We start from the raw sequence: 23,515 nt of genomic DNA, 5'->3' as shown, positions 1-23,515 counted from the left end.
CCCGAAGGGGAAACTCGGCCGAAACGTGTCCGTCGGATGAGACGAGAACCGACAAGGGGTGGACCTGTGCAAAGAGACGGGCGGGTCCTCAAGGCCCTGCGACCTCATGGGCCAGCGCGATCAGGTCCGGGACGGACGGATGGCCGGGGCCCTGGCGGCGGACCAGGAGGACGGGGAGGTCGGGTGCGTCGGTGAGGGGGACGTAGCTGACGCCGGGGTGCGGGTGCATGCCCACGGTCGCCGTCGATGTGACGCCCACCGCCCGGTCCGCGGCGATCGCGGCGAGCCAGTCGTCGGTGTTGGCGACGGTGAGTGTCGAGGTGGGGCGTTCGGCGGGCGGCCACAGTTCGAGGGAGGTCGTGCCGGAGACCGTGTTCAGGGCGATGACCTGGTCGCTGAGGTCGGCGAGCGCGAGGCGCCGGTGGCGCGCGAGCGGGCTGTCGGACGGCACCGCCGCCACCCGCGCCTCCAGGTGCAGCAGTTCGGTGACGAGGCCGGGGGTGCTGACCGGGCCGCGCAGGAGGGCGAGGTCGACGGCGCCGCGCGTGAGCCCCGCCGTACGGTCGTCGACGCGCAGCAGTTCGAGCGGGACCTCCGGGTGGGCGCGCCGCCAGCGGCGCAGCAGCGGCGTCGTGAACTCGCCCGCCGCCGACCAGGCGTGGCCGAGGCGCAGCGGGCGGTGCGGGGCCCGGGCGGCGGCGAGCGCGTCCTCGAACGCGGCGACGGCGACGGCCGCCTTCTCGTGGAAAGAGCGCCCCTCGGGGGTGAGGTCGAGGTGATGGGTGGAGCGGTCGACGAGCCGTACGCCGAGCGTGTCCTCCAGGGCGGCGAGGGTGCGCGAGACGACGGGCTGGCTCAGGCCGAGGCGCGCGGCGGCGCGGGTGACGCTGCGCTCCTCGGCGATCGCGAGGAAGCAGCGCAGGTGGCGCAGCTCCGGTTCCCTGGTCATGGGCGTTCCCTGCTCACGTGCGGCCCCTGGTCATGCGCGTCCCCTGGTCATGTGCGCGGAGCATAACGGGAGCGCAGAAAGTATTTCACGGGGCATGCCGGACGGATCTAGCGTGAAGGTTCAAGGCGGTCGGCGAGTTCAGTAGACTGTCCGACGCTGTCCAACGTATTGCACTCGCGCGTATGGCACTCGACCGTATGGCACTCAAGAGGGGGTGGACCGTGAGCGGCCCGCAGACCGAACCCGTGGCCGTGGCGCATGATGCCGCCCCGGCCGTGACCGCGAGCGCCGGCGCGGAGCCGCCCCGCCGCCGCGGCTCGCTGGGCCCGGTCGGTCTCGTCCTCGCGGGGTGCGTCTCGGTCCAGTTCGGCGCGGCGCTCGCGGTGAGCCTGATGCCGCGCGCCGGAGCGATCGGCGTCGTCACCCTCCGCCTCGTCGTGGCGGCCGTGGTCATGCTCGTCGTCTGCCGCCCCAAGCTGCGCGGCCACTCGCGCTCCGACTGGGGCACGGTCGTCGCCTTCGGCATCGCCATGGGCGGCATGAACCTGCTCTTCTACCAGGCGGCGGCCCGTATCCCGCTCGGCATCGCGGTCACCTTCGAGGTGCTCGGCCCGCTCGCCCTCTCGGTCTTCGCCTCCCGCCGCCTCGTCAACGTCCTGTGGGCGGGGCTCGCGCTGTGCGGAGTGTTCCTGCTGGGCGGGGCGGGGGACGGGCTCGGCGGACTGAACCTGGCCGGTGTGGGCTTCGCGGTCGCCGCCGGCGCGTGCTGGGCGACGTACATCATCTTCAGCGCCCGTACAGGCCGCCGCTTCCCGCAGGCGGACGGGCTCGCGCTCGCGATGGTGGTCGCGGCGGTGCTCTGCCTGCCGCTCGGGATCGCGACGGCGGGCCCGAAGCTGATCGACCCGGTGACCCTCGGCCTCGGCGCGGCCGTCGCGATCATGTCCTCGGTCCTCCCGTACACCCTCGAACTCGTCGCGCTGCGCCGTCTGCCCGCGTCCACGTTCGCGGTGATGATGAGCCTCGAACCGGCGGTCGCCGCGCTCTCCGGCTTCCTCGTCCTGAGCCAGGACCTGGCGTGGTCGGAGGTCCTGGCCATCACCCTCGTGATCGCGGCGAGCATGGGCGCGGTGCGGACGCAGGTGGGCCGCAAGAAGGACCCCGCGGTCGCGCTGCACGAGTGACGGTCACGGCGTCACTGCTTGCCGGTGCCGACCGGGTCGACGTAGACCTTCTGGTCCGCGCCGTCGGAGACCGGCAGGCTGAAGCCGACGGACAGGGCCTTGGTGTGGGTCTCGTTCGGCGGCGTGACCGCGAGGGCGGTGACGAACACGCCGGTGCCGCCGGTGTTGTTCGGCGGGTAGTGGAGCGTGAAGCGGGTCGTCTCGCCGTTGTCCAGGACGACGGTCGGCGACTCCAGGCCGCTGCGGTGGGCACTCAGCGGGCCCGAGGCGTCCTGCGAGCGGAGGTCGACGCCCGGGAAACCCTTGAGGGAGCAGGTGTCGCCGGTGTTGCGCATGCTGACTATGAGCGTGCCCTCGCCCATGCCGTGTGCCGTGTCGAACGCCAGGTTCGCCGTCTTGCACGGGCCGGTGTTGATCTGACCGTGGCCGGTGCCCTCGGCGGCCTTCGCGGCGTCCGGGTCGTCAGGGGTGTCAGAGCCCGTGTTCGAGACGTTCTTGCCGGAGGCCTGGCTGTCGCCACCGGAGGACGAGGAGGACGACGAGGAGGCGGCGGACGAATCGTCGTTCGAACCCGCGGCGGAGTCTTCGTTGCCCTGGCAGGCCGTGAGCGAGAGGCCGGCGGCGAGGGCGACGGCGGCGAGGGTGAGCTTACGAGCGCGCATCGTTTTCGTCCTTAACTGTTGGGTCGCGGTGCGTTACTGATCACCAGGACCCACCCGGCCCGTCGATCGTTCCGCCCGATCGCCGCCTCATACATGGCTGTTACACAGGACTGTCCGCCCGTCATCGCCGGGACAGAGCCGTGACGTTGAGAATCTTGAACTCGCGCGCCGAGTGTGGACCCGGAACGAGCCGAGCGCCGACGGAACAATCAGGAATCGAGAAGCGCGGACACGTAGTCGCTTCTAGCCTCTTCGTCATGAACATCACCATTCATACGAGTTCCCTGCCGCACGACGACCCGGACGCCTCGCTCGCCTTCTACCGCGACGTCCTCGGCTTCGAGGTCCGCGCCGACGTCGGCCAGGGCAGGATGCGCTGGATAACCGTCGGTCCGGCAGGTCAGCCCGACACGTCCATCCTGTTGGCGCCGCCCGCCGCCGACCCGGGCATCACCGAGGACGAGCGCCGCAGCATCACCGAGATGATGGCCAAGGGCACCTACGGCTGGATCCTGCTGGCCACCCCGGACCTCGACGCCACGTTCGAGAAGGTGCAGGCCGGTGACACGGAGGTCGTCCAGGAGCCGACCGAGCAGCCGTACGGCATCCGGGACTGCGCCTTCCGCGACCCGGCGGGCAACCTGATCCGCATCCAGGAACTGCGCTGAGGGCCGCGCATGTGTCAGCCCGAGTGGCGCCGCGCACGCGTCGAGGCCCAGCACTTGAGTGATCTCGCACGGCTGCGCCGCGTCCGTGACCGCATCGACAGGGAGTACGCGCAGCCACTGAACGTGGAGGCGCTCGCCCGCGACGCGCACATGTCCGCCGGGCACCTCAGCCGGCAGTTCCGGGCCGCGTACGGCGAGTCGCCCTACTCGTACCTGATGACGCGGCGCATCGAGCGCGCGACGGCGCTGCTGCGGCGCGGCGACCTCAGCGTCACCGAGATCTGCTTCGCGGTGGGCTGCGCATCGCTCGGCACGTTCACCACCCGCTTCACGGAGCTGGTCGGCATGCCGCCGGGGGCCTTCCGGCGCCTCGCGGCGGACGCGGCGGCCGACCGTGACGGCGCGCCGGGCACGACCGGTGACGCGGGGCCCGCGGTCGTGGTGGAGGGGATGCCGGCGTGCGTGGCGAAGCAGGCGACGCGGCCGGTCAGGAGGCGAGCGGCCCCGGGCACGGGGCGGCCCACGGCGTGATGGCCGTGCCCCCGCCACCGTCGACAGCCGCCTCGGCGGCTTCCTCGGCGGCGTAAGGAACGGAGGATCGGCCCAACTTTCATGCAAGCACGCTTGCTTGTTTCTTGGTCCGCTGCCATGCTCCAGACACGCCGCACGCCGCCGTGCCCGGAGGGGAGCGCACCGTGTCCGAACCGTCCGCCGTGTTCGAGGACTTGCGGGACGAGAGCGAGGAACTCGACCGGATCGTGCGGGAGTTGAGCCCACAGCAGTGGGCCGCACCGACCCCCGCGCCCCGCTGGACCGTCGCCCACCAGATCGCCCATCTCGCCTGGACCGACCGCGCCGCCCTGCTCGCCATGAGCGACGCCGACGCCTTCGCGGGCGAGGTGGAGAAGGCGATCGCCGCGCCGGAGTCCTTCGTCGACGACGGGGCCGAGGAAGGCGCCCGCCAGGACCCGGCCGTGCTGCTCGCCGGCTGGCGGGAGGGGCGCGAGCGGTTGCAGAAGGTGCTGCGCGCCGCCGCGGCAGACAGGACCCGGTTCCCCTGGTACGGGCCGCCGATGTCCGCCGCCTCCATGGCGACCGGCCGGCTGATGGAGACGTGGGCGCACGGCCAGGACGTGGCCGACGCCCTCGGGGTCGTACGGGTTCCCAGCGGCCGGCTCCGGCACGTCGCCCGGATCGGCGTACGCGCGCGGAAGTTCGCCTTCGACGTGCACGGGGTCACCGCTCCCGACGACGAGTTCCGCGTCGAACTCATCGCGCCGAACGGGGAGTTGTGGACGTACGGGCCGGACGAGGCCGAGCAGCGCGTCACCGGGACCGCGCTCGCCTTCTGCCTCCTCGTCACCCAGCGCGCGCACCGGGCCGACCTCGACGTACGCGCCGAGGGCCCCGACGCCGACCGCTGGCTCGACATCGCGCAGGCCTTCGCCGGGCCACCGGGTAAGGGGCGCGCGCCGAAGGAGGCCCGATGAGCGGGGGCGGTCCGCACGGGCGTCCGCTGCGGATCGGCAACGCCTCCGGTTTCTACGGCGACCGGTTCGACGCCATGAAGGAAATGCTGACCGGCGGCGAACTCGACGTCCTCACCGGCGACTATCTCGCCGAGCTGACCATGCTGATCCTCGGCCGCGACCGCCTGAAGAACCCGGACCGCGGCTACGCCCGCACGTTCCTGCGGCAGTTGGAGGAGTGCCTGGGCCTCGCCGTCGAGCGCGGCACCAAAATCGTCGCCAATGCGGGTGGGCTCAACCCGGCCGGACTCGCCGATGCTGTACGGGAGTTGGCGGCCCGGCTCGGCATCGCCGTACGTGTCGCGCACGTCGAGGGCGACGACCTGCTCGGTACCGGCCGCTTCCCCGGCGCCCTCACCGCCAACGCCTACCTCGGGGGTGCCGGCATCACCGCCTGTCTCGATGCGGGCGCGGAGGTCGTGGTCACGGGGCGGGTCACCGATGCCGCGCTGGTGACCGGGCCCGCGGCCTGGCACTTCGGGTGGGCGGGCAGCGATTACGACCGGCTCGCGGGTGCCGTCGTCGCCGGGCACGTCCTCGAATGCGGGACGCAGGCGACCGGCGGCAACTACTCCCGATTCGCCGACCGCGCCCACCAGTTGACCCACCCCGGCTTCCCCCTCGCCGAGATCCACGAGGACGGTTCCGCCGTCATCACCAAGCACCCCGGCACCGGCGGCTTCGTCGAACTCGGCACCGTCACCGAGCAGCTCCTGTACGAGACCGGGAGCGCCCGGTACGCCGGTCCCGACGTCACCGCCCGCCTCGACACCGTCCGCCTCACCCAGGACGGCCCCGACCGGGTGCGCATCCACGGCGTACGCGGCGAGGCCCCACCGCCCACCCTCAAGGTCGGCCTCAACCGGCTCGGCGGCTACCGCAACGAGGTCGTCTTCGTCCTCACCGGCCTGGACATCGAGGCCAAGGCGGAACTGGTGCGGCGCCAGATGGACGAGGCCCTGCGAACCTCCAAGTCGGCGCCCGCACACGTCCGTTGGGAGCTGTCCCGCACCGACCGGCCCGACGCCGACACCGAGGAGACCGCGAGCGCGCTCCTCCGCCTCGTCGTGCGCGACCAGAACCAGGACGCCGTCGGCCGGGCCCTGAGCGGCGCCGCGGTGGAGCTGGCCCTCGCCTCCTACCCCGGCTTTCACGTCACCGCCCCGCCCGGCAAGGGCGCCCCGTACGGGGTGTTCGAGGCGGCGTACGTGGAGCGGGGCGAGGTCCCGCACGTCGCGGTGTTGCCGGACGGGGAGCGGCGGGCCGTTCCCGTACACCTACAGGAGACGCGCCCGCTCGCCCCCGTCGAGGACCCCGACCTCCCGGAGCCGCTGCCCGCCGGCCCCACGCGCCGCGTTCCTCTCGGCCTGATCGCGGGGGCCCGCAGCGGGGACAAGGGCGGCGATGCGAATGTGGGGGTGTGGGTGGAATCCGATGCGGCGTGGCGGTGGCTGGTGCACACCCTCACGGTGGACCGTTTCCGGGAGCTGTTGCACATGAAAGCCCCGCCGGCGATTGAGGCGCGGGGCCCGGGGCAGAGCCCCGCGACCGCAACACCGGTGTCGGCGGAGGAAGGCCGACTGACCGTAACCCGCCACCCGCTCCCCAACCTCCGCGCACTCAACTTCATGGTCGAGGGACTCCTGGGCGAAGGTGTCGCCGCGCAACACCGATTCGACCCCCAGGCAAAGGCCCTCGGCGAATGGCTCCGCTCACGCCACCTCGACATACCGGAGGCACTCCTGTGACCGTCCTGGCCAGCGCCCTGGACACCCGGTCCGACGACTACGCCGGCCGGCGCACCGCCCTCCTCGACAAGCTCACCGCACTCGACGCAGAGCACGCGAAGGCCGTCGCGGGCGGCGGCGAGAAGTACGTCGAACGGCACCGCAAGCGCGGCAAGTTGCTCGCCCGCGAACGCATCGAGCTGCTGCTCGACCCCGACACCCCCTTCCTCGAACTGTCGCCGCTCGCCGCCTGGGGCAGCGACTACGCCGTCGGCGGCTCCCTCGTCACCGGCATCGGCGTCGTCGAGGGCGTCGAGTGCCTGATCACGGCCAACGACCCGACCGTGCGCGGCGGCGCCAGCAACCCCTGGTCCCTGAAGAAGGCGCTGCGGGCGAACGAGATCGCCCACGTCAACCGGCTCCCGGCCATCTCGCTCGTCGAGTCCGGCGGCGCCGATCTGCCGTCCCAGAAAGAGATCTTCATCCCAGGGGGCGGGATCTTCCGCGACATCACGCGGCTCTCCGCCGCCGGGATCCCCACCGTCGCCGTCGTCTTCGGCAACTCCACCGCCGGAGGCGCGTACATCCCCGGCATGTCCGACCACGTGATCATGGTGAAGGAGAAGGCGAAGGTCTTCCTCGGCGGGCCGCCGCTGGTCAAGATGGCGACCGGCGAGGAGAGCGACGACGAGTCGCTCGGCGGCGCCGAGATGCACGCCCGCACCTCCGGGCTCGCCGACTACTTCGCCCACGACGAGCAGGACGCGATACGCCAGGCGCGGCGCGTCGTCGCCCGCCTCAACCACCGCAAGGCGTACGCCGATCCAGGGCCTGTGGAGCCGCCCAAGTACGACCCCGAGGAACTCCTCGGCATCGTCCCCGACGATCTGAAGGAGCCCTTCGACCCGCGCGAGGTCATCGCCCGGATCGTCGACGGCTCGGACTTCGACGAGTTCAAGCCGCTGTACGGGGCGTCGCTCGTCACCGGCTGGGCCGCTCTCCACGGCCACCCCGTCGGCATCCTCGCCAACGCGCAGGGCGTCCTGTTCAGCGAGGAGTCGCAGAAGGCCGCGCAGTTCATCCAGCTCGCCAACCAGCGCGACATCCCGCTGCTCTTCCTGCACAACACCACCGGCTACATGGTCGGCAAGGAGTACGAGCAGGGCGGCATCATCAAGCACGGCTCGATGATGATCAACGCGGTCTCGAACTCGCGCGTCCCGCATCTCTCTGTCCTCATGGGCGCCTCGTACGGCGCCGGGCACTACGGCATGTGCGGTCGCGCCTACGATCCCCGTTTCCTCTTCGCCTGGCCCAGCGCCAAGTCCGCCGTCATGGGCCCGCAGCAGCTGGCGGGCGTGCTGTCGATCGTGGCGCGGCAGTCCGCCGCCGCGAAGGGGCAGCCGTACGACGAGGAGGCCGACGCCGGGCTCCGCGCCATGGTCGAGCAGCAGATCGAGGCCGAGTCGCTGCCGATGTTCCTGTCCGGGCGGCTCTACGACGACGGGGTCATCGACCCCCGCGACACCCGGACCGTCCTCGGCATCTGCCTGTCCGCGATCCACACCGCACCGTACGAGGGCGCCCGCGGCGGCTTCGGCGTCTTCCGGATGTAAGGGGCCCGCACCGATGATCACCAGTGTGCTCGTCGCCAACCGCGGCGAGATCGCCTGCCGCGTCTTCCGCACCTGCCGTGAGCTGGGCATACGTACCGTCGCTGTGCACTCCGACCCCGACGCGGACGCCTTGCACGTGCGCGAGGCCGACCTCGCCGTACGACTCCCGGGGGCCACCCCGGCCGACACCTATCTGCGCGCCGACCTCGTCGTGAAGGCGGCGCTCGACGCGGGCGCCGACGCCGTGCACCCGGGGTACGGCTTCCTCTCCGAGAACGCCGACTTCGCCCGGGCCGTCGCCGACGCGGGGCTCACCTGGATCGGGCCGCCGCCCGCGGCGATCGAGGCGATGGCGTCCAAGACGCGCGCCAAGGAGCTGATGGGGATCGCGCCCCTCGAGATTATCGGCGAGGACGATCTGCCCGTGCTCGTGAAGGCCACTGCGGGCGGGGGCGGACGCGGCATGAGGGTCGTACGGGAACTGGGCGAACTGGCCCAGGAGATTGTCGCCGCCGGCGCAGAGGCGCTGTCCGCCTTCGGCGACGGCGAAGTCTTCGTCGAGCCGTACGTGGAGGGCGGGCGGCATGTGGAGGTGCAGGTGCTCGCCGACGCCCACGGGACCGTGTGGACCCTCGGGACGCGGGACTGCTCGCTCCAGCGGCGGCACCAGAAGGTGATCGAGGAGGCGCCCGCTCCGGATCTGATACGTGGCGTATCGGATGTCATATATGAGATGGCGGAGCGGGCCTGCCGGGCCACCGGATACGTCGGCGCGGGCACCGTCGAGTTCCTCGTCGCCGACGGCCGGGCCCACTTCCTGGAGATGAACACCCGCCTCCAGGTCGAACACCCGGTCACCGAGGCCGTGTTCGGGATCGACCTCGTCGCACTCCAGCTCCGCGTCGCCGAGGGCGAGGCCCTCGACCCCGAACCCCCGGCCCCGCGCGGCCACGCCGTCGAGGCCCGCCTCTACGCCGAGGACCCCGCCGCCTCCTTCGCCCCGCAGACCGGAACGCTGCACCGGCTGCACGTGCCGGACGGCACCCGCCTCGACACCGGCTACACCGACGGCGACACCATCGGCGTGCACTACGACGCCATGCTCGCCAAGGTCGTCGCCCACGCCCCCACCCGCACCGCCGCCGTCCGCGCCCTCGCGGGAGCCCTGGAACGGGCCGAGGTGCACGGGCCCGTCACCAACCGCGACCTGCTCGTACGCTCCCTGCGCCACCCGGAGTTCGCCGAGGCCCGCATGGACACGGGGTTCTACGAGCGGCACCTCGACGAACTGACCGCCCCGCACGAGGACCCGTACGCGCCGCTCGCCGCCGCCCTCGCCCAGGCAGTGGGCCGGTCCAGGTTCGGCGGCTTCCGCAACGTCCCCTCGCAGCCCCAGGTCAGGCGCTACCGCGCCGAGCCCTCCGGCACCGAGCACGAGGTCCGCTACCGGCACACCCGCGAAGGCCTCGCGGCCGACGGCGTACACGTCGTCGACGTCGCCCCGCACCTCGTCGTACTCGAAGTCGGCGGCGTACGACGGAAGTTCACGGTCTCTGCCTATGGGGGCGGCCAGGTCTACGTGAACGGCCTCGCGCTCACCGCCCTGCCCCGCTTCACCGACCCCAGCGAGCAGCGCGTCCCCGGCTCCCTGCTCGCGCCCATGCCCGGCACCGTCGTCCGCGTCGCCGAAGGGCTGACCGAGGGCGCCGCCGTCGCCGCCGGGCAGCCCCTGATCTGGCTGGAGGCGATGAAGATGGAGCACCGCATCCTCGCTCCCGCCTCCGGAACGCTCACCGCCCTGCACGCCGCCGTCGGCCGCCAGGTCGAGGTGGGCGCGCTGCTCGCCGTAGTCCAGGCCGTAGTCCAGGAGGAACAGTCGTGAACGCTCCCGCCGCTCCCGCCACCCCCGTCCTCGAAACCGAGGAGCACCAGGCACTGCGCGCCGCCGTCGCCGCACTCGGCAAGCGGTTCGGCCGCGACTACATGACCCGTGTCACCGATGCCGGCGGCCACCCCGAGGAGCTGTGGTCGGAGGCCGCCAAGCTCGGCTACCTCGGCGTCAACCTGCCCGAGGAGTACGGGGGAGGGGGTGGCGGTATAGCCGAACTCTCCATCGTCCTGGAGGAGTTGGGGGCCGCCGGGTCGCCGCTGCTGATGATGGTCGTATCGCCGGCGATCTGCGGCACGGTCATCTCCCGCTTCGGCACCGAGAAGCAGAAGCGGGCCTGGCTCCCCGGCCTCGCCGACGGCAGCCGCACCATGGCCTTCGGTATCACCGAACCCGACGCCGGATCCAACTCGCACCGCATCACCACCACCGCCCGCAAGGACGACGACGGGTCGTGGGTGCTGAACGGGCGCAAGGTGTTCATCTCCGGCGTCGACATCGCGGACGCGACGCTCATCGTCGGGCGGACCTCCGACGCGCGCACGGGGAAACTCAAGCCCTGCCTCTTCATCGTGCCGCGGGACGCGAAGGGCTTCGGGCGTCGGCGGATCGACATGGAACTCCAGGCTCCGGAGAAGCAGTTCGAACTGACCCTTGACGACGTGCGGCTGCCCGCCGACGCTCTCGTGGGTGACGAGGACGCAGGACTGCTCCAGCTCTTCGCCGGGCTCAACCCGGAGCGCGTCATGACCGCCGCCTTCGCCATCGGCATGGGCCGGTACGCGCTGAAGCGGGCCGTCGAGTACGCGAAGGAGCGCACCGTGTGGCAGGCCCCCATCGGCTCCCACCAGGCGATCACCCACCCGCTCGCGCAGAGCCACATCGAGCTGGAGCTGGCCCGCCTGATGATGCAGAAGGCGGCCCGGCTCTACGACGCGGGCGACGACATCGGTGCGGGCGAGGCCGCCAACATGGCCAAGTACGCCGCCGCCGAGGCCTGCGTGCGCGCCGTCGACCAGGCCGTGCACACGCTCGGCGGCAACGGCCTGACCCGCGAGTTCGGCCTCGCGTCACTCATCACCGGCTCGCGGGTGGCGCGGATCGCCCCGGTCAGCCGCGAAATGATCCTCAACTACGTGTCCCACCAGACCCTGGGCCTCCCCAAGTCGTACTGACCCCAACGTCCGTGCTGTAGCGAGGAGTTCGTCATGATGCACGTGAGTGCGTACGCGGACGTCGCGGTCGTCGTCGAGCCCGTCCACGGCGCGGCGTGAACCCAGGGAGATCCGATGACTGTTGAGGACCGTTCCGGCAACCTGGTGGCGCACGCCCACGAACGCGGCGTCACCACCCTCGCCCTCGATTCGCCCGGCAACCGCAACGCCCTGTCGTCGGCCCTCGTCGGCGAGCTGAGCGACCGGCTGCGGGGCGCGGGCAAGGACCGCGACGTACGCGCCGTCGTCCTCACCCACACCGGCGGAACCTTCTGCGCGGGCGCCGACCTGCGGGATCCTCCGGACCCTGACGCGCTGGTGGGACTGCTGCGGCAGATCGTGGAGTTGGGCAAGCCGGTCGTCGCGCGAGTCGACGGGCACGTACGGGCGGGCGGCCTGGGCCTGTTGGGCGCGTGCGACATCGCGGCGGCCTCCGCGGCGTCGTCCTTCGCCTTCACCGAGGTACGCATCGGGGTCGCGCCCGCGGTGATCTCGATGCCGCTGCTGCCGCGCGTCGATCCGCGGGCGGTGGCCCGGTACTACCTGACGGGTGAGCGGTTCGACGCGGCGGAGGCGGCGCGGATCGGGCTCGTGACAGTAGCGGGGGAGGAGGTGGACGAGGCGTTGGCGCCGGTCCTGGAAGGGGTACGCAAATCGTCCCCCGAGGGCCTGGCCGAGACGAAGAAGCTGCTCACGGTTAAGGTCCTGGAGGCCTTCGACCGGGACGCGGAGTCTCTGACGGCGCTGTCCGCGCGGCTGTTCGGCTCCGCGCAGGCCCGCGAGGGCATGACTGCCTTTCTCGAACGACGGGATGCCGCATGGGTGTTGTGACGCTGCCGAAGCAGGACCGTTCGCGGGTGACGCGGCAACGGCTCCTGGAGTCCGCGGTCGCCTGCCTCGCCGCGCACGGCTGGGCCGGTTCCACGGTCTCCGTCGTCGCCGAGCACGCCGGTGTCTCGCGCGGGGCCGCCCAGCACCACTTCCCCACCCGGGAGGACCTGTTCACCGCGGCGGTGGAGTACGTCGCCGAGGAGCGGTCCACCGCGCTGCGGGGGTTGCGTCCGCAGGGGCGGGCGGAGGCGGTCGCGGCGCTCGTCGACCTCTATACGGGGCCGTTGTTCCGGGCTGCGCTGCACTTGTGGGTGGCCGCGTCGAACGAGCCGCAACTGGGTGGGCGGGTGACCGAGTTGGAGGCGCGGGTCGGGCGTGAGACCCACCGGATCGCGGTAGAGCTCCTCGACGCGGACGAGTCCCTGCCGGGGGTGCGGGAGGTCGTCCAGGGCCTCCTCGACATGGCCCGTGGCCTCGGCCTCGCGAACCTCCTCACGGACGACGGGGCGCGGCGGGACCGGGTCGTGTCCGAATGGGCCGGGATCGTGGAACGCGCACTGTCCTGACCCGCTCACCCCCGCCACCGGGCTCCGCCCCGGCCCCCCCCGCGCCGCACACCCAGAGCGTGGCCCACGCCACGGGGCTCTGCCCCGGACCCCGCGCCTCAATCGTCGGCGGGGCTTGAATTGCTCCGGTTCCGGGACCTCGATCGCGGCGGGGGCTTGATGTACCGGCACGGTCCTCACGCCACGGGGCGATGCCCGGCCCCGCGAGTCTCGTCCCGGAGCGGGGCTCAATAGGGCCGATCTCCCCCGCCCATCTCCCACCCACCCGCCCCCTCCGGGGGCTCTGGCCCAGAGCGTGGCCCACGCCACGGGGCTCCGCCCCGGACCCCGCGCCTCAATCGCCGGCGGGGCTTGATTTGCCCTGGCTCCGGCGCTTCGACCGCCGCAGGGGCCGATGCACCGGCATGGTCCTCTCAGGCCACGGGGCTCCGCGCCTCAATCGTCGGCGGGGCTTGAATTGCCCCGGTTCCCCACCCGTCGCGGTCAACCGCACCCGGCTTGGACGGCCTGCCGCAAACCCCGGCTCCCGCCCCGTTGCGGTCGACCGCACCCGACTTGGGCGCCCTGCCGCCAACCCCGGCTCCCCACCCACCGACGGTCGGCGTCAGCCGACTTGGGCAATCTGCCGCCTGGGGCGGCAGGGTGGGCAAGGCGGCGCCCCGGTGCAGGCTGCGTCTGACGAGGGCGCCGGCCACGGCACCGCCAAGAATTACGGTGCCGCGCAACAACCTCCGGCTAACGGGCGATGTTCCCGAAACCGTCGATGTCCTGCGGAGGACGTGAGGCGGGGCCTACGTAGCGGGCCGAGGGGCGGACGAGGCGGCCCGTGCGCTTCTGCTCCAGGATGTGCGCCGACCACCCCGCCGTACGGGCGCACGTGAACATCGACGTGAACATGTGCGCCGGCACCTCCGCGAAGTCCAGCACGATGGCGGCCCAGAACTCCACGTTCGTGGCCAGGACACGGTCGGGCCGCCGCGCGTGCAACTCCGCCAGCGCCGCCTTCTCCAGCGCCTCGGCGACCTCGAAGCGCGGCGCTCCCAACTCCCGTGCCGTACGCCGAAGTACACGCGCCCGAGGATCCTCCGCCCGGTACACCCGGTGCCCGAACCCCATGAGCCGCTCACCCTTGTCGAGCGCCCGGCGCACATACGCCTCCGCGTCCCCGGTCCGCTCGATCTCCTCGATCATGCCGAGCACCCGGGACGGCGCACCGCCGTGCAGCGGCCCCGACATCGCACCGACGGCCCCGGACAGCGCCCCCGCCACATCGGCCCCGGTCGACGCGATGACCCGGGCCGTGAACGTAGACGCGTTCATGCCGTGCTCGGCGGCCGACGTCCAGTACGCGTCGACGGCCGCGACATGCTTCGGGTCCGGCTCCCCGCGCCAGCGCTTCATGAACCGCTCGACGACCGTGTCCGCCTTGTCGATCTCCCGCTGCGGCACCATCGGCAGCCCCTGCCCGCGCGCGGACTGCGCGACGTACGACAGCGCCATGACGGCCGCGCGCGCGAGGTCGTCACGCGCCCGCTGCTCGTCGATGTCGAGCAGCGGCTTCAGCCCCCACACGGGGGCGAGCATGGCGAGCGCCGACTGCACGTCGACGCGGATGTCACCGGAGTGCACAGGAATCGGGAACGGCTCGGCCGGCGGCAGGCCCGGGTCGAAGGCCCCGTCGACGAGCAGCCCCCAGACGTTCCCGAACGACACGTGGCCGACCAGGTCCTCGATGTCGACGCCCCGATAGCGCAGGGCGCCGCCTTCCTTGTCCGGTTCGGCGATCTCGGTCTCGAACGCGACGACACCTTCGAGGCCTGGAACAAAGCCGGGGGTGAGGTCGGACATCGGGCGGCTCCTCTGGATGCGTGGGCGGGTCCGGGTGCTGGATCACCCGTGGTCTGTACGGGGTACACCCGTAATGCCCCGTACGGCAGGCGGCTGAACCGTTTCGGCCTCTGGAACATAACCCTCCGTGCCACAGTTGGCGAGGGCTCGCGGCACTCAGTGCCATGTCTCACCCTGGGTGCGTCCGTGACCGTCCGTCCGGCAGGATGACGCCGTGAGCGCCCACGACGATCCCGAACTCGACCTCGCCGACATGCGCGAGCAGTACCGCGCCAAGAACGGCGGCCTGCTGGAGGGGGACCTCGCCCTGCACCCGATGGAACAGTTCACGCGCTGGTTCAAACAGGCGGCTGCCCCCGGCTCCCCGCTGCCCGAGCCCAACGCCATGGTCGTCTCCACCGCCGACGCCGAGGGCCGGCCCAGCTCCCGCACGGTGCTGCTCAAGTCGTACGACGAGGCGGGCTTCGTCTTCTACACCAACTACGGCTCCCGCAAGGCCCGGGACCTCACCGCGAACCCGCACGTCGGGCTGCTCTTCCCCTGGCACCCGATGGGGCGCCAGGTCCTGGTGACCGGGACGGCGGAGCGTACATCGCGGGCCGAGACGGAGGCGTACTTCCACACCCGCCCGCACGGCTCCCAGCTGGGCGCGTGGGCCAGCGCGCAGTCGTCCGTGGTCGCCTCGCGGGAGGAACTCGACGCGCGCTACGCGGAGCTGGCCGCGCGCCACCCGGAGGGCACGGCGGTCCCGGTGCCACCCCACTGGGGCGGCTACCGGATCACTCCGGAGACCATCGAATTCTGGCAGGGCCGCGAAAACCGCCTCCACGACCGTCTGCGTTACGTCCGGGAGCCCGGGACCCCGACAACCTGGCGAACGGAACGCCTGAGCCCTTGACGACAATCCACATCTGGCCTCGGCGACGGGTATCCACATCGGTCTCGGCGGCGGGTGACCATTTTCAGCCCCCGCGGCGATTGAGCGGCGGGGCCCGGGGCGGAGCCCCGCAACGTCAACCCCGCCTCCCGGTCACAACTCCGCCAAGACCCCGTCCAGGAACGGCTCCACCGCGGAGCGCCACGCCTCCGGCTGGTCGTAGTGCACGAGATGCCCGGCGTCGGCCACCTCCGCGTACACCCCCCGAGGCAACACCCGCACCATCTCCTGCGCCTCCGCCCGCCCCAGCTCCCCGTCGAGCCCGCGCAGTACGAGCGCGGGGCACTGGACCGCCGCCAGTTCCTCCCAGTGCGCGTCGAACACCCACGTGGAGCGCGCCTCCAGCATCTGCCGCCGCGAGAACACCGGCCGCCAGCCGTCCGGCGTCTCCGTCATCACCTCGGCGTAGAACTCCCCGCGCGCAGGGTTGGGCCGCTCGACCCAGGGGTCGTCCTCGCCGAACCACTTCCGTACGTCCGCGAGCGTCGCGAACGGCAGCGGCCACGCCTTGAACCAGTCCTCCCACTCCCGCTGGGAGGCCGCCCCGAGCGCGGAGGCCCGCATATCGCAGATGACCAGGCCGCGGACGAGATCGGGCCTGCGGGCGGCGAGCTGCCAGGCCGTGAGCGCCCCCATGGAGTGCCCGATCAGTACGGCCGGTTCGAGGCCCAGCTGGACGAGTGCCGCCTCCGCGTCCAGGACGTACGCCTCCCGGTCGAACGGGCCTTCCGGCGGCTTGTCGCTCTGTCCGTGCCCGCGCTGGTCAAGGGCGACCGCGCGATGTCGCTCGGCCAGCCAGCGCGTCGTTCCCGCCCAGTGGGACGCCCGCCCCATGAGCCCGTGCAGCAGCAGAACTCCGGGATTGTGCCCGACCTCGCCCGTCTTGGGCGGGTCGGCGAACTCCCAGGCAGCCAGGTGGATCCCGCCTGCTCCGGTCACGTCGATGCGCCGTGCCATAGGCCCTGGCACCCCCTCGTGGTCGCGCCTGCAGTCGCGTACCCGCGCACGCTATCGAACCTGTTTTCGAAAGCGCGGTGCTCTCGGACAACACCCCTCATTTGAGTGACAGAACTCAAGGAATGACCGGCGCTGTCGAGGGGATCTCTTCAGCGGGAGGCGGACCGCTCGGGGAAATCGGTCCGAGGGGATCGACCCTGGGAGCTCGGGGCTCCGGGTCGGAACAGGGGAGGACAGGCCCCGGCGCCGCAAGGCGCCGGGGCCCTCTGTATGCGGTGCGGCGTTCGACGCCGCCTCCGGTGCACCCCGTGCCCCCCAGGCCCGTCGCGCCCCGATCGGCCGGTCCATGCGGCCCCCTCTGGTCATATGCCTCTCGCGACAGCCTTGCACGCCGAGCGTCCGATCGCTGCCGTTCCGCACAGTGAATCTTGTTTTCTGCGCGGAAGTGCAGCATGTGCGGATACAAGTCAACTTACCCGCACGACACGGAAGTTGACGCCCGGCCCGCAGCCGGTCGCCCGGCTCAGCGCTTCGCCACGAGGACGCCGGCGCTTCGCCACGAGGACGCCGGCGCATCGCCACGAAGACGTCAGCGCTTCGCCACGAAGACGTGCGAGGCGATCTCCGCCTCCAGCTCCGCCGCCTCACCGCTGCTGCCGACGAGTACCCCGCCCGGCGACTGCGTCACGCTGACCACCGAACCGGGCTGCACACCCGCCCGGCGCAGCGTGTACATGAGCTGCGCGTCCGTCTGGATCGGCTCGCCGATGCGGCGCACCACGACCGTCTTGCCGTCGGCGCCCGGGTCGAGGTCGGACAGCGAGACCATCCCCTCGTCGAGGAACGGGTTCGCCCCGTCCTTCTCGCCCAGCTCCTCCAGGCCCGGGATCGGGTTCCCGTACGGCGACTCCGTCGGGTGCCGGAGCAGCTCGAGGACGCGGCGCTCCACCGCCTCGCTCATCACGTGCTCCCAGCGACAGGCCTCCGCGTGCACCTGCTCCCACTCCAGGCCGATCACGTCCACGAGCAGACACTCCGCGAGCCGGTGCTTGCGCATCACGCGCGTCGCGAGCCGCCGGCCCTCGTCGGTCAGCTCCAGATGCCGGTCGGCCGCCACGGCCACCAGGCCGTCCCGCTCCATGCGGGCCACGGTCTGGCTCACCGTCGGCCCGCTCTGGTCGAGCCGCTCGGCGATCCGGGCGCGCATGGGGACCACACCTTCCTCCTCCAGCTCGAGGATGGTGCGGAGGTACATCTCCGTGGTGTCGATCAGTCCGGACATACGTGCCCCTCGTGTAGCTCTCTAGCTCCGCGGCAGCTCCGCTGGCTGTCCGCGCAGCGCGTGCGCTGGCCCCAGGGCCCTTCTGACGGATCCTGCTGGAGTCGCGGGCCCTGGCACGCGCATCTGCGGCGTTGTCGTCGGTTGCCAACGCTCCGCGTTGACGCCCTCCTCCGCCTTGCAGCTGCACGCTTCCCCAAGCTCTCGGCTTCGCTCGAGCAGGGGAGGCCCCACTACCCCGCTCGCCGGAACCGAACATTCACGGCCTCCCGCGTCCAGCCTGATCCGTCAGAAGGGCCCTGGAACCCAGAACTCAATTCTGACGCATACCGCTGACAACCGTGACGCGCCAGGGAAACACCGGGCCCGCGGGGGCCGGGAACCGTATTGACAGAGCACTGGTCCAGACCGCACCGTGATCCGCGAACGCGCCGAGCACCACCGGGACGCGACCCGACTCACCAGGACCCAAGGGGCACGCCGATGAGCGAGAGCAAGCTGGCAGCGCAATACCTCGACGCCTCGATCGGACTCCTGACGCGGATCCGTGACGAGGAGGCCGACAACATCGCCGCCGCCGGCACCCTCCTCGCCGACACCGTCGCCGCCGGCGGCCGCCTCTTCGCCTTCGGCGCGGGCCACTCCGGGCTCGCCGCCCAGGACGTCGTCTACCGGGCGGGCGGCCTCGCCCTGATGAACCTGCTGTCGGTGCCCGGCACCGTCGGCATCGACGTCATGCCCGCGACGCTCGGCTCCGCCCTCGAACGGGTCGACGGGCTCGCGGCGGCCGTCCTCGAGGCCAGCCCCGCGCAGGCAGGCGACGCGCTGGTGATCATCTCCCTGTCCGGGCGCAACGCGCTCCCCGTGGAGATGGCCCTCAGCGCCCGTGCGGCCGGCATCAAGGTCATCGGCGTCACCTCCCTGTCGTACGCGACCGGGCCCGACGCCCCCACCTCCCGCCACGTCTCCGGCAGCTACCTGCGCGACCACTGCGACGTCGTCCTCGACTCCAAGATCGCGATCGGCGACGCGGAGCTCACCCACGAAGGCGTCGACACGCCCTTCGCGCCCGCCTCCACGGTCACCGCCAGCGCCCTCATGCAGGCGACCCTCGCGACCTGCGCCGCGAACCTGGCCGACCGGGGCATCCAGCCCCCGCTGCTGCGCTCGGGGAACGTCGACGGCGGCCTGGAGTGGAACGCGAAGGTCTTCGAGCAGTACGGGGACCGGATCTACTACCGGCGCTGAACCGGCCCGGCCGGGCGCTCCGAGCGTCCCGGGCCCTACCGCTCCGCCGCCAGCGCCCACGCCAGATCCACCGCACCCGCGATCCGCACCGCCACACTCTCCGCGTACACGGCGTCCCCACGCTCGAACCCGACCCTGCTGGCGCCCCGCAGAAACGTCACCACGCCGACCGTCCGGCCCCGGCTGCGCAGCACCGCGCACAACGCGTACACCGTGCCCTCCGGCCACTGCCGGTCCTGGGCCCAGTCCCCGCGCACCACGCCACCCTCCGCGGCGGCCCGCACCGACCCTGCCCGCTCCACGCACTGCAACGCCGGATGCCCCTCCGCGTACCGCACCGGCAGGGCGCCCCGCGACACCAGGAGGCTCGGCCCCGGCGCGCCGGAAGGCGTGGCCGCGGACCGTACGAGACGCAGCGGCTCCTCGCTCGCCACCAGGTCGATCACCGCGTGATCCGCGAACCCGGCGAGCGCGAAGTCCAGGTGCACGGTCGCCGCCTCGGCCGGGTTCTCGCACTCGGCGGCGGCCCGCGCCGCACGGTGCAACTGCTGCGACCGGAAGCGGAGCTGCGCCGCCTCCTGCTCGGTCTGCTTCGACTCGGTCACGTCCTGGAACAGCCACCCCACGCCCAACGGCACCGGCTCCTCCGCGAGCGGCGACGCCAGCCGCACGAAACCGCTGCGCCAGCACCGGCGCTCCGCGCGCCCACCGGCCTCACCGGGCCGCCGCAGCGTCACCCACACCTCCGTAGGCGACGGCGGCGGACCCTCGGCGAGTACATGGGCGAGCGCGCTCTCCAGCTCCTCCACGCCCTGCCCGATCAGATCCCCGAGCGGCCGGCCCAGCGCGGCGGTGCGCCCGGTGCCCATGGCCCGCGCCGCATGCCCGTTCACCACGGCGGGCCGCAGGTCCGCGTCGACCAGCACGACACCCCACGCGGCGTCCTCGAACAGCGCCTCGCTCAGGGCGATGGACCGCTCCAGGTCGATCTGCGCGTGCACCTCGCTGAAGGCGCAGTACACACCGGCGGGCTTCCCGTCGGGACCCCGTACGGCGGCCGACTGCGTCCGTACGAGCACCCGCCCGCCGTCCTTGGTGAGCAGCGCGAACTCGTTCACCTGCCGTCCCGGAGCGTGCATCGAGGCGAGCAGCCGCCCCTGCACCTCCTCCGCGTCGGCCGGCCGCACGGCCCACCCCGCGAATCCGTGTCGCCCGACGGCCTCCTCGGCCGACCAGCCGAGCACCCGCTCGGCCTCCCGGTTCCAATGGGTCACGACCCCATCGGCGTCGAAGGCGCACAACGCGGCGTCCATGCCGTCCAACAACGCGGCCAGCAGATCGGCCCCGTCCGGCTCCGGCTCCTCGGGCCCGAGCTCATCAGTGGTCCCACTACGCCGGGAAGCACTCACCTGGAACCCCCTGCAGGCTGTGTCGGCGCGACGAATTCCTCGTACCGCTCCAGATCATTCAACTCGAACGTGACGCATCCCACACGGACTTCACGCAAGTTCGGAGAAACCCAAGAGCACATACAACAAGCATGCAACGCATGACGACATTGCCCGACGGCCGCCCCGTCCCGCCCGTGACCTCCGACGAACGCGCCACTCTCGAAGGCTGGTTGGACTTCCACCGCGAAACACTGGCCGTCAAATGCGCGAACCTGACGGACGAACAGGCACGCACGCGCGCGATCCCCTCCTCGTCCCTCACCCTCCTCGGCCTGGTCCAACACCTGGCCGAGGTCGAACGCAACTGGTTCCAACGAGTCTTCGCGGGCGCCCCCGACACCCCACCGGTCCACGAAACAACCGGCCCGGACGCCTTCACCCTCACCCCTGACCGCACCCTCTTTGACGCCCTGGCCGCCTGGCGCACCGAGGTCACCCGCGCCCGCGAACTCACCGCGACGGCCCCCCTCGACGCCACCGGCACCCTCTCCCCCCAGGAAGCCGCCTTCACCGGCGACCCCAAGGTCTCCCTCCGCTGGATCCTCACCCACATGATCGAGGAATACGCCCGCCACAACGGCCACGCGGACCTCCTCCGCGAGGCCATCGACGGGACGGCGGGAGCCTGACGGCACGGCCGCTCGTCGTGGTCAGCCGGCAACGCTGTCCAGGTAGCGCAGGACTGCCAGGACCCGACGGTTCCCGCCGTCGGCGACGGGCAGTCCCAGCTTCACGAAGATGTTGCCGATGTGCTTCTGCACCGCGTTCTCCGTGATGAACAGACGCTTGCTCAGCTCCGCGTTGTCGAGCCCCTGCGCCATCAAGGTGAGCACCTCGCGCTCGCGGGCAGTCAGCGCGTCGACGGCGCCCCCGCCCGGCCCCGCCAGCAACTGCGTGACGACCTCGGGATCCATCGCCGTGCCGCCGGCCGCCACGCGCCGCAATGCGTCAACGAACTCGCCGACCCGGCTCACCCGGTCCTTGAGCAGATAGCCGACACTTCCTGATCCATCGGTCAGGAGCTCACGGGCGTACACCTTCTCGACGTACTGGGACAGAACCAGTACGGGCAGTCCCGGGCGCTCTTTGCGGAGTTGGAGCGCTGCCCTGATGCCCTCGTCGCGGAACGAGGGCGGCAGCCTGATGTCCGCGATCACCGCGTCCGGGGCGTGGTCAGCGACCGCGGCCAGCAGGCCCGGCGCGTCTGTCACCACCGCCGCGACCTCGATCCCTTTGGTACCGAGGATGAGTTCAAGACCCGCCGACAGGAGCACGTTGTCCTCGGCGATCACGACGCGCACGGCAACTCCACCGTGACGGCGGTCGGCCCGCCGGCCGGGCTGCTGACGAGCACGGTCCCGTCGAGTGCGGCCGCACGGCGCCGGATCCCGATGACACCGGAACCGAGTGTCTCGTCCACACCGCCGAGGCCGTTGTCAGTGACCTCGACCAGGAGGGCCGCGTCCTGCCGGGACAGCCGTACGGTGACCCGGGTCGCGCCGCTGTGCTTCGCCGCATTGGTGAGCGTCTCGGCCACGATGAAGTAGGCAGCGGCCTCAACGGCCGCGGGCAGCCTGCCCAGTTCACCGAGCTCCACCTCGGCGGGAATGCCCGCACCGGCCGCCACCGCGGACACCGCGCCCTCCAGGCCCCGGTCGGCGAGGACCGGCGGGTACATGGTGCGGATCACCTCGCGCAGCTCCGTCATCGCTTCCTCGGCGCCCTCATGAGCGTCCTGGAGAAGCTTGGAAAGGGCCCCCGAGTCGTCGGGCAGCTCCTCCCGGGCCAGGCCGAGACGCATCGCGATGGCGACGAGGCGTGCCTGGGTACCGTCGTGCAGATCGCGTTCGATACGGCGCAGCTCGGCACCATGGGCGTCGAGGACCCCGGCGCGGCTGTCGGCCAGCTCACCGACGCGCCTGACGAGCCGGGCCTCCGCAGACGGCTCCAGTGCGGCCACTGTGCTGCGCGCATGCATCCCGGCCAGGCGAGGCACGGCCCACCAGGTCAGAGCGCCGGCGCCGGCGCCCTGTACGACACCGAGAGCGAGTGCGGCGCCCCAGCCCTCCACCGGCACCGCGCCGAGCAGGCGCAGCGGCTCATCCGCCGGAAACACCTGCCACAGCAGGGCCGCGACCACACTGAACACAGCGACCCCGACACAGGCGAGGGCGGCAAGCCCTGCGGGTATGCCGGTGACGACGTGCCTCAGGACCCACCGCAGGTCACGGCGGCTCTCGGCGTCGTCGAGCAGCTGCCGCCACTGCGCGCCCAGCCCTTTGGGCAGTTCGGCAACGCGCGGACGTATGTCGACGCCGAGCAGTGCGGCGGCTCTGCGCCGATGCCACTCCGACCAGTGCCGCAGAGCCCTCATCAGCACGGGTAACGCGGTCAGACCGGAGACGACCGCGCCCACGACCAACAGCGGCAGTACGAGCATGGACACCATCGCCGTGAACAGGCCGACCAACAGGTACCGGCTGCCATGTCCCACTTGTCTCTGTGGCTTCTGCATGCGGCCCAGTGTCTTCCACGGAAGGCCCCACGAGCACTACAGCCAACTGCCCCTTCCGCCAGCCAACTTCGCCAAGAAGCAGCCCCTATCAGACCCAATGTCTGTTGCGCGACCGAACAGATCGCATTCGCGCGATCGTGGGGGTGATCGACGCATTCATGTGGCACTTGGCACTCACACATAACGTCTCTTGTACACATCAGAAGGGAGGCCGCCTGTTCCCCGGCCGAACAGCCGATGGGCGGCCAGCCCCAGTCATCGTCACGAAGGAGATGCCCCTTCGATGGCTACGTTTCCGACAGGCGAGCAGACCCACCCCGGCGTGCTTCCTCAGCGCCGGGCTCTGGAATCCGTGGGAGCAGACACCTCTGGGAGCAGGGACGAAACGGCTCACGGACATCCCGCGGCTCCGCGGCGGGACACCGGTCGGGAACATGGGCGAGGGG

The 23,515-nt window shown here is 71.7% G+C and carries 21 protein-coding genes; 13 read left to right on the top strand and 8 right to left on the bottom strand.

Annotation, left to right across the window (positions count from 1 at the left end; all coding sequences use genetic code 11):
- Positions 1-88: 88 nt before the first annotated feature.
- Positions 89-949 carry a LysR family transcriptional regulator gene (locus ACOKM3_RS19890; RefSeq protein ID WP_426902239.1) on the bottom strand — a complete coding sequence of 287 codons (861 nt, stop codon included), beginning with the start codon at positions 947-949 and terminating at the stop codon, positions 89-91.
- Between the two features lie 182 nt (positions 950-1,131).
- Between ACOKM3_RS19890 and ACOKM3_RS19885 the strand changes: the two genes are divergently transcribed.
- A complete protein-coding gene (locus ACOKM3_RS19885) occupies positions 1,132-2,133 on the top strand; it encodes an EamA family transporter (RefSeq protein ID WP_426902237.1) in 1,002 nt (333 codons plus the stop codon).
- An 11-nt stretch (positions 2,134-2,144) separates the two neighbouring features.
- On the opposite strand, the gene ACOKM3_RS19880 is transcribed toward ACOKM3_RS19885, so the two are convergent.
- Entirely contained in the window at positions 2,145-2,795 is a 651-nt protein-coding gene (locus ACOKM3_RS19880; protein ID WP_426902235.1) for a DUF4232 domain-containing protein, read from the bottom strand.
- Between the two features lie 257 nt (positions 2,796-3,052).
- Here ACOKM3_RS19880 and ACOKM3_RS19875 point away from each other — a divergent pair, with 257 nt between their 5' ends.
- The 9 genes from ACOKM3_RS19875 to ACOKM3_RS19835 all read left to right on the top strand — a co-directional run bounded on the left by ACOKM3_RS19875 (position 3,053) and on the right by ACOKM3_RS19835 (position 12,834).
- Entirely contained in the window at positions 3,053-3,463 is a 411-nt protein-coding gene (locus tag ACOKM3_RS19875) for a VOC family protein (RefSeq protein WP_426902234.1), read from the top strand.
- Positions 3,464-3,472: 9 nt separating this feature from the next.
- Positions 3,473-3,994 carry a helix-turn-helix transcriptional regulator gene (locus ACOKM3_RS19870; RefSeq protein ID WP_426902232.1) on the top strand — a complete coding sequence of 174 codons (522 nt, stop codon included), beginning with the start codon at positions 3,473-3,475 and terminating at the stop codon, positions 3,992-3,994.
- A 164-nt stretch (positions 3,995-4,158) separates the two neighbouring features.
- Positions 4,159-4,953: a TIGR03084 family metal-binding protein gene (locus tag ACOKM3_RS19865; protein ID WP_426902231.1), complete on the top strand. Its 795-nt coding sequence runs from the start codon at positions 4,159-4,161 to the stop codon at positions 4,951-4,953.
- Positions 4,950-6,740: an acyclic terpene utilization AtuA family protein gene (locus ACOKM3_RS19860; protein WP_426902229.1), complete on the top strand. Its 1,791-nt coding sequence runs from the start codon at positions 4,950-4,952 to the stop codon at positions 6,738-6,740. Before ACOKM3_RS19865 ends, ACOKM3_RS19860 begins: the two co-directional genes overlap by 4 nt.
- Positions 6,737-8,335 (top strand): acyl-CoA carboxylase subunit beta, encoded by a 1,599-nt coding sequence (locus ACOKM3_RS19855; RefSeq protein ID WP_426902228.1) that lies wholly within the window; start codon positions 6,737-6,739, stop codon positions 8,333-8,335. Before ACOKM3_RS19860 ends, ACOKM3_RS19855 begins: the two co-directional genes overlap by 4 nt.
- 13 nt (positions 8,336-8,348) lie before the next feature.
- Positions 8,349-10,217 (top strand): acetyl/propionyl/methylcrotonyl-CoA carboxylase subunit alpha, encoded by a 1,869-nt coding sequence (locus ACOKM3_RS19850; RefSeq protein ID WP_426902226.1) that lies wholly within the window; start codon positions 8,349-8,351, stop codon positions 10,215-10,217.
- Entirely contained in the window at positions 10,214-11,398 is a 1,185-nt protein-coding gene (locus ACOKM3_RS19845; RefSeq protein ID WP_426902224.1) for an acyl-CoA dehydrogenase family protein, read from the top strand. Before ACOKM3_RS19850 ends, ACOKM3_RS19845 begins: the two co-directional genes overlap by 4 nt.
- A gap of 114 nt (positions 11,399-11,512) precedes the next feature.
- A complete protein-coding gene (locus tag ACOKM3_RS19840) occupies positions 11,513-12,268 on the top strand; it encodes an enoyl-CoA hydratase family protein (protein ID WP_426902222.1) in 756 nt (251 codons plus the stop codon).
- Positions 12,256-12,834 (top strand): TetR/AcrR family transcriptional regulator, encoded by a 579-nt coding sequence (locus ACOKM3_RS19835; protein ID WP_426902220.1) that lies wholly within the window; start codon positions 12,256-12,258, stop codon positions 12,832-12,834. Before ACOKM3_RS19840 ends, ACOKM3_RS19835 begins: the two co-directional genes overlap by 13 nt.
- Before the next feature lie 735 nt (positions 12,835-13,569).
- Here ACOKM3_RS19835 and ACOKM3_RS19830 read toward each other — a convergent pair.
- Positions 13,570-14,682 carry a citrate synthase 2 gene (locus ACOKM3_RS19830; protein WP_426902218.1) on the bottom strand — a complete coding sequence of 371 codons (1,113 nt, stop codon included), beginning with the start codon at positions 14,680-14,682 and terminating at the stop codon, positions 13,570-13,572.
- A 253-nt stretch (positions 14,683-14,935) separates the two neighbouring features.
- On the opposite strand from ACOKM3_RS19830, the gene pdxH reads away from it, so the two are divergent.
- On the top strand, positions 14,936-15,580 hold the full coding sequence (pdxH, locus tag ACOKM3_RS19825; RefSeq protein ID WP_426906843.1) for a pyridoxamine 5'-phosphate oxidase: 645 nt from the start codon (positions 14,936-14,938) through the stop codon (positions 15,578-15,580).
- Positions 15,581-15,712: 132 nt separating this feature from the next.
- Here the strand turns inward: pdxH and ACOKM3_RS19820 are convergent, their stop codons facing one another.
- Positions 15,713-16,576 carry an alpha/beta fold hydrolase gene (locus ACOKM3_RS19820; RefSeq protein ID WP_426902216.1) on the bottom strand — a complete coding sequence of 288 codons (864 nt, stop codon included), beginning with the start codon at positions 16,574-16,576 and terminating at the stop codon, positions 15,713-15,715.
- A gap of 589 nt (positions 16,577-17,165) precedes the next feature.
- A complete protein-coding gene (locus ACOKM3_RS19815) occupies positions 17,166-17,858 on the bottom strand; it encodes a metal-dependent transcriptional regulator (RefSeq protein WP_327662146.1) in 693 nt (230 codons plus the stop codon).
- A gap of 480 nt (positions 17,859-18,338) precedes the next feature.
- On the opposite strand from ACOKM3_RS19815, the gene ACOKM3_RS19810 reads away from it, so the two are divergent.
- Positions 18,339-19,103: an SIS domain-containing protein gene (locus ACOKM3_RS19810; protein WP_426902206.1), complete on the top strand. Its 765-nt coding sequence runs from the start codon at positions 18,339-18,341 to the stop codon at positions 19,101-19,103.
- 35 nt (positions 19,104-19,138) lie between these two features.
- On the opposite strand, the gene ACOKM3_RS19805 is transcribed toward ACOKM3_RS19810, so the two are convergent.
- Positions 19,139-20,512 carry a PAS domain-containing protein gene (locus tag ACOKM3_RS19805; protein ID WP_426902204.1) on the bottom strand — a complete coding sequence of 458 codons (1,374 nt, stop codon included), beginning with the start codon at positions 20,510-20,512 and terminating at the stop codon, positions 19,139-19,141.
- 140 nt (positions 20,513-20,652) lie between these two features.
- Between ACOKM3_RS19805 and ACOKM3_RS19800 the strand changes: the two genes are divergently transcribed.
- Positions 20,653-21,183: a DinB family protein gene (locus ACOKM3_RS19800; RefSeq protein ID WP_426902202.1), complete on the top strand. Its 531-nt coding sequence runs from the start codon at positions 20,653-20,655 to the stop codon at positions 21,181-21,183.
- 21 nt (positions 21,184-21,204) lie between these two features.
- On the opposite strand, the gene ACOKM3_RS19795 is transcribed toward ACOKM3_RS19800, so the two are convergent.
- A complete protein-coding gene (locus tag ACOKM3_RS19795) occupies positions 21,205-21,855 on the bottom strand; it encodes a response regulator transcription factor (RefSeq protein WP_426902200.1) in 651 nt (216 codons plus the stop codon).
- Positions 21,843-23,069 (bottom strand): sensor histidine kinase, encoded by a 1,227-nt coding sequence (locus tag ACOKM3_RS19790; RefSeq protein WP_426902198.1) that lies wholly within the window; start codon positions 23,067-23,069, stop codon positions 21,843-21,845. The genes ACOKM3_RS19795 and ACOKM3_RS19790 overlap by 13 nt, the downstream gene beginning before the upstream one ends.
- Positions 23,070-23,515: the final 446 nt, after the last annotated feature.

The sequence above is a fragment of the Streptomyces nidicola genome (assembly GCF_050106155.1).
Taxonomy (GTDB): Bacteria; Actinomycetota; Actinomycetes; order Streptomycetales; family Streptomycetaceae; genus Streptomyces.
This window is presented reverse-complemented; position numbering and strand designations above follow the sequence as displayed.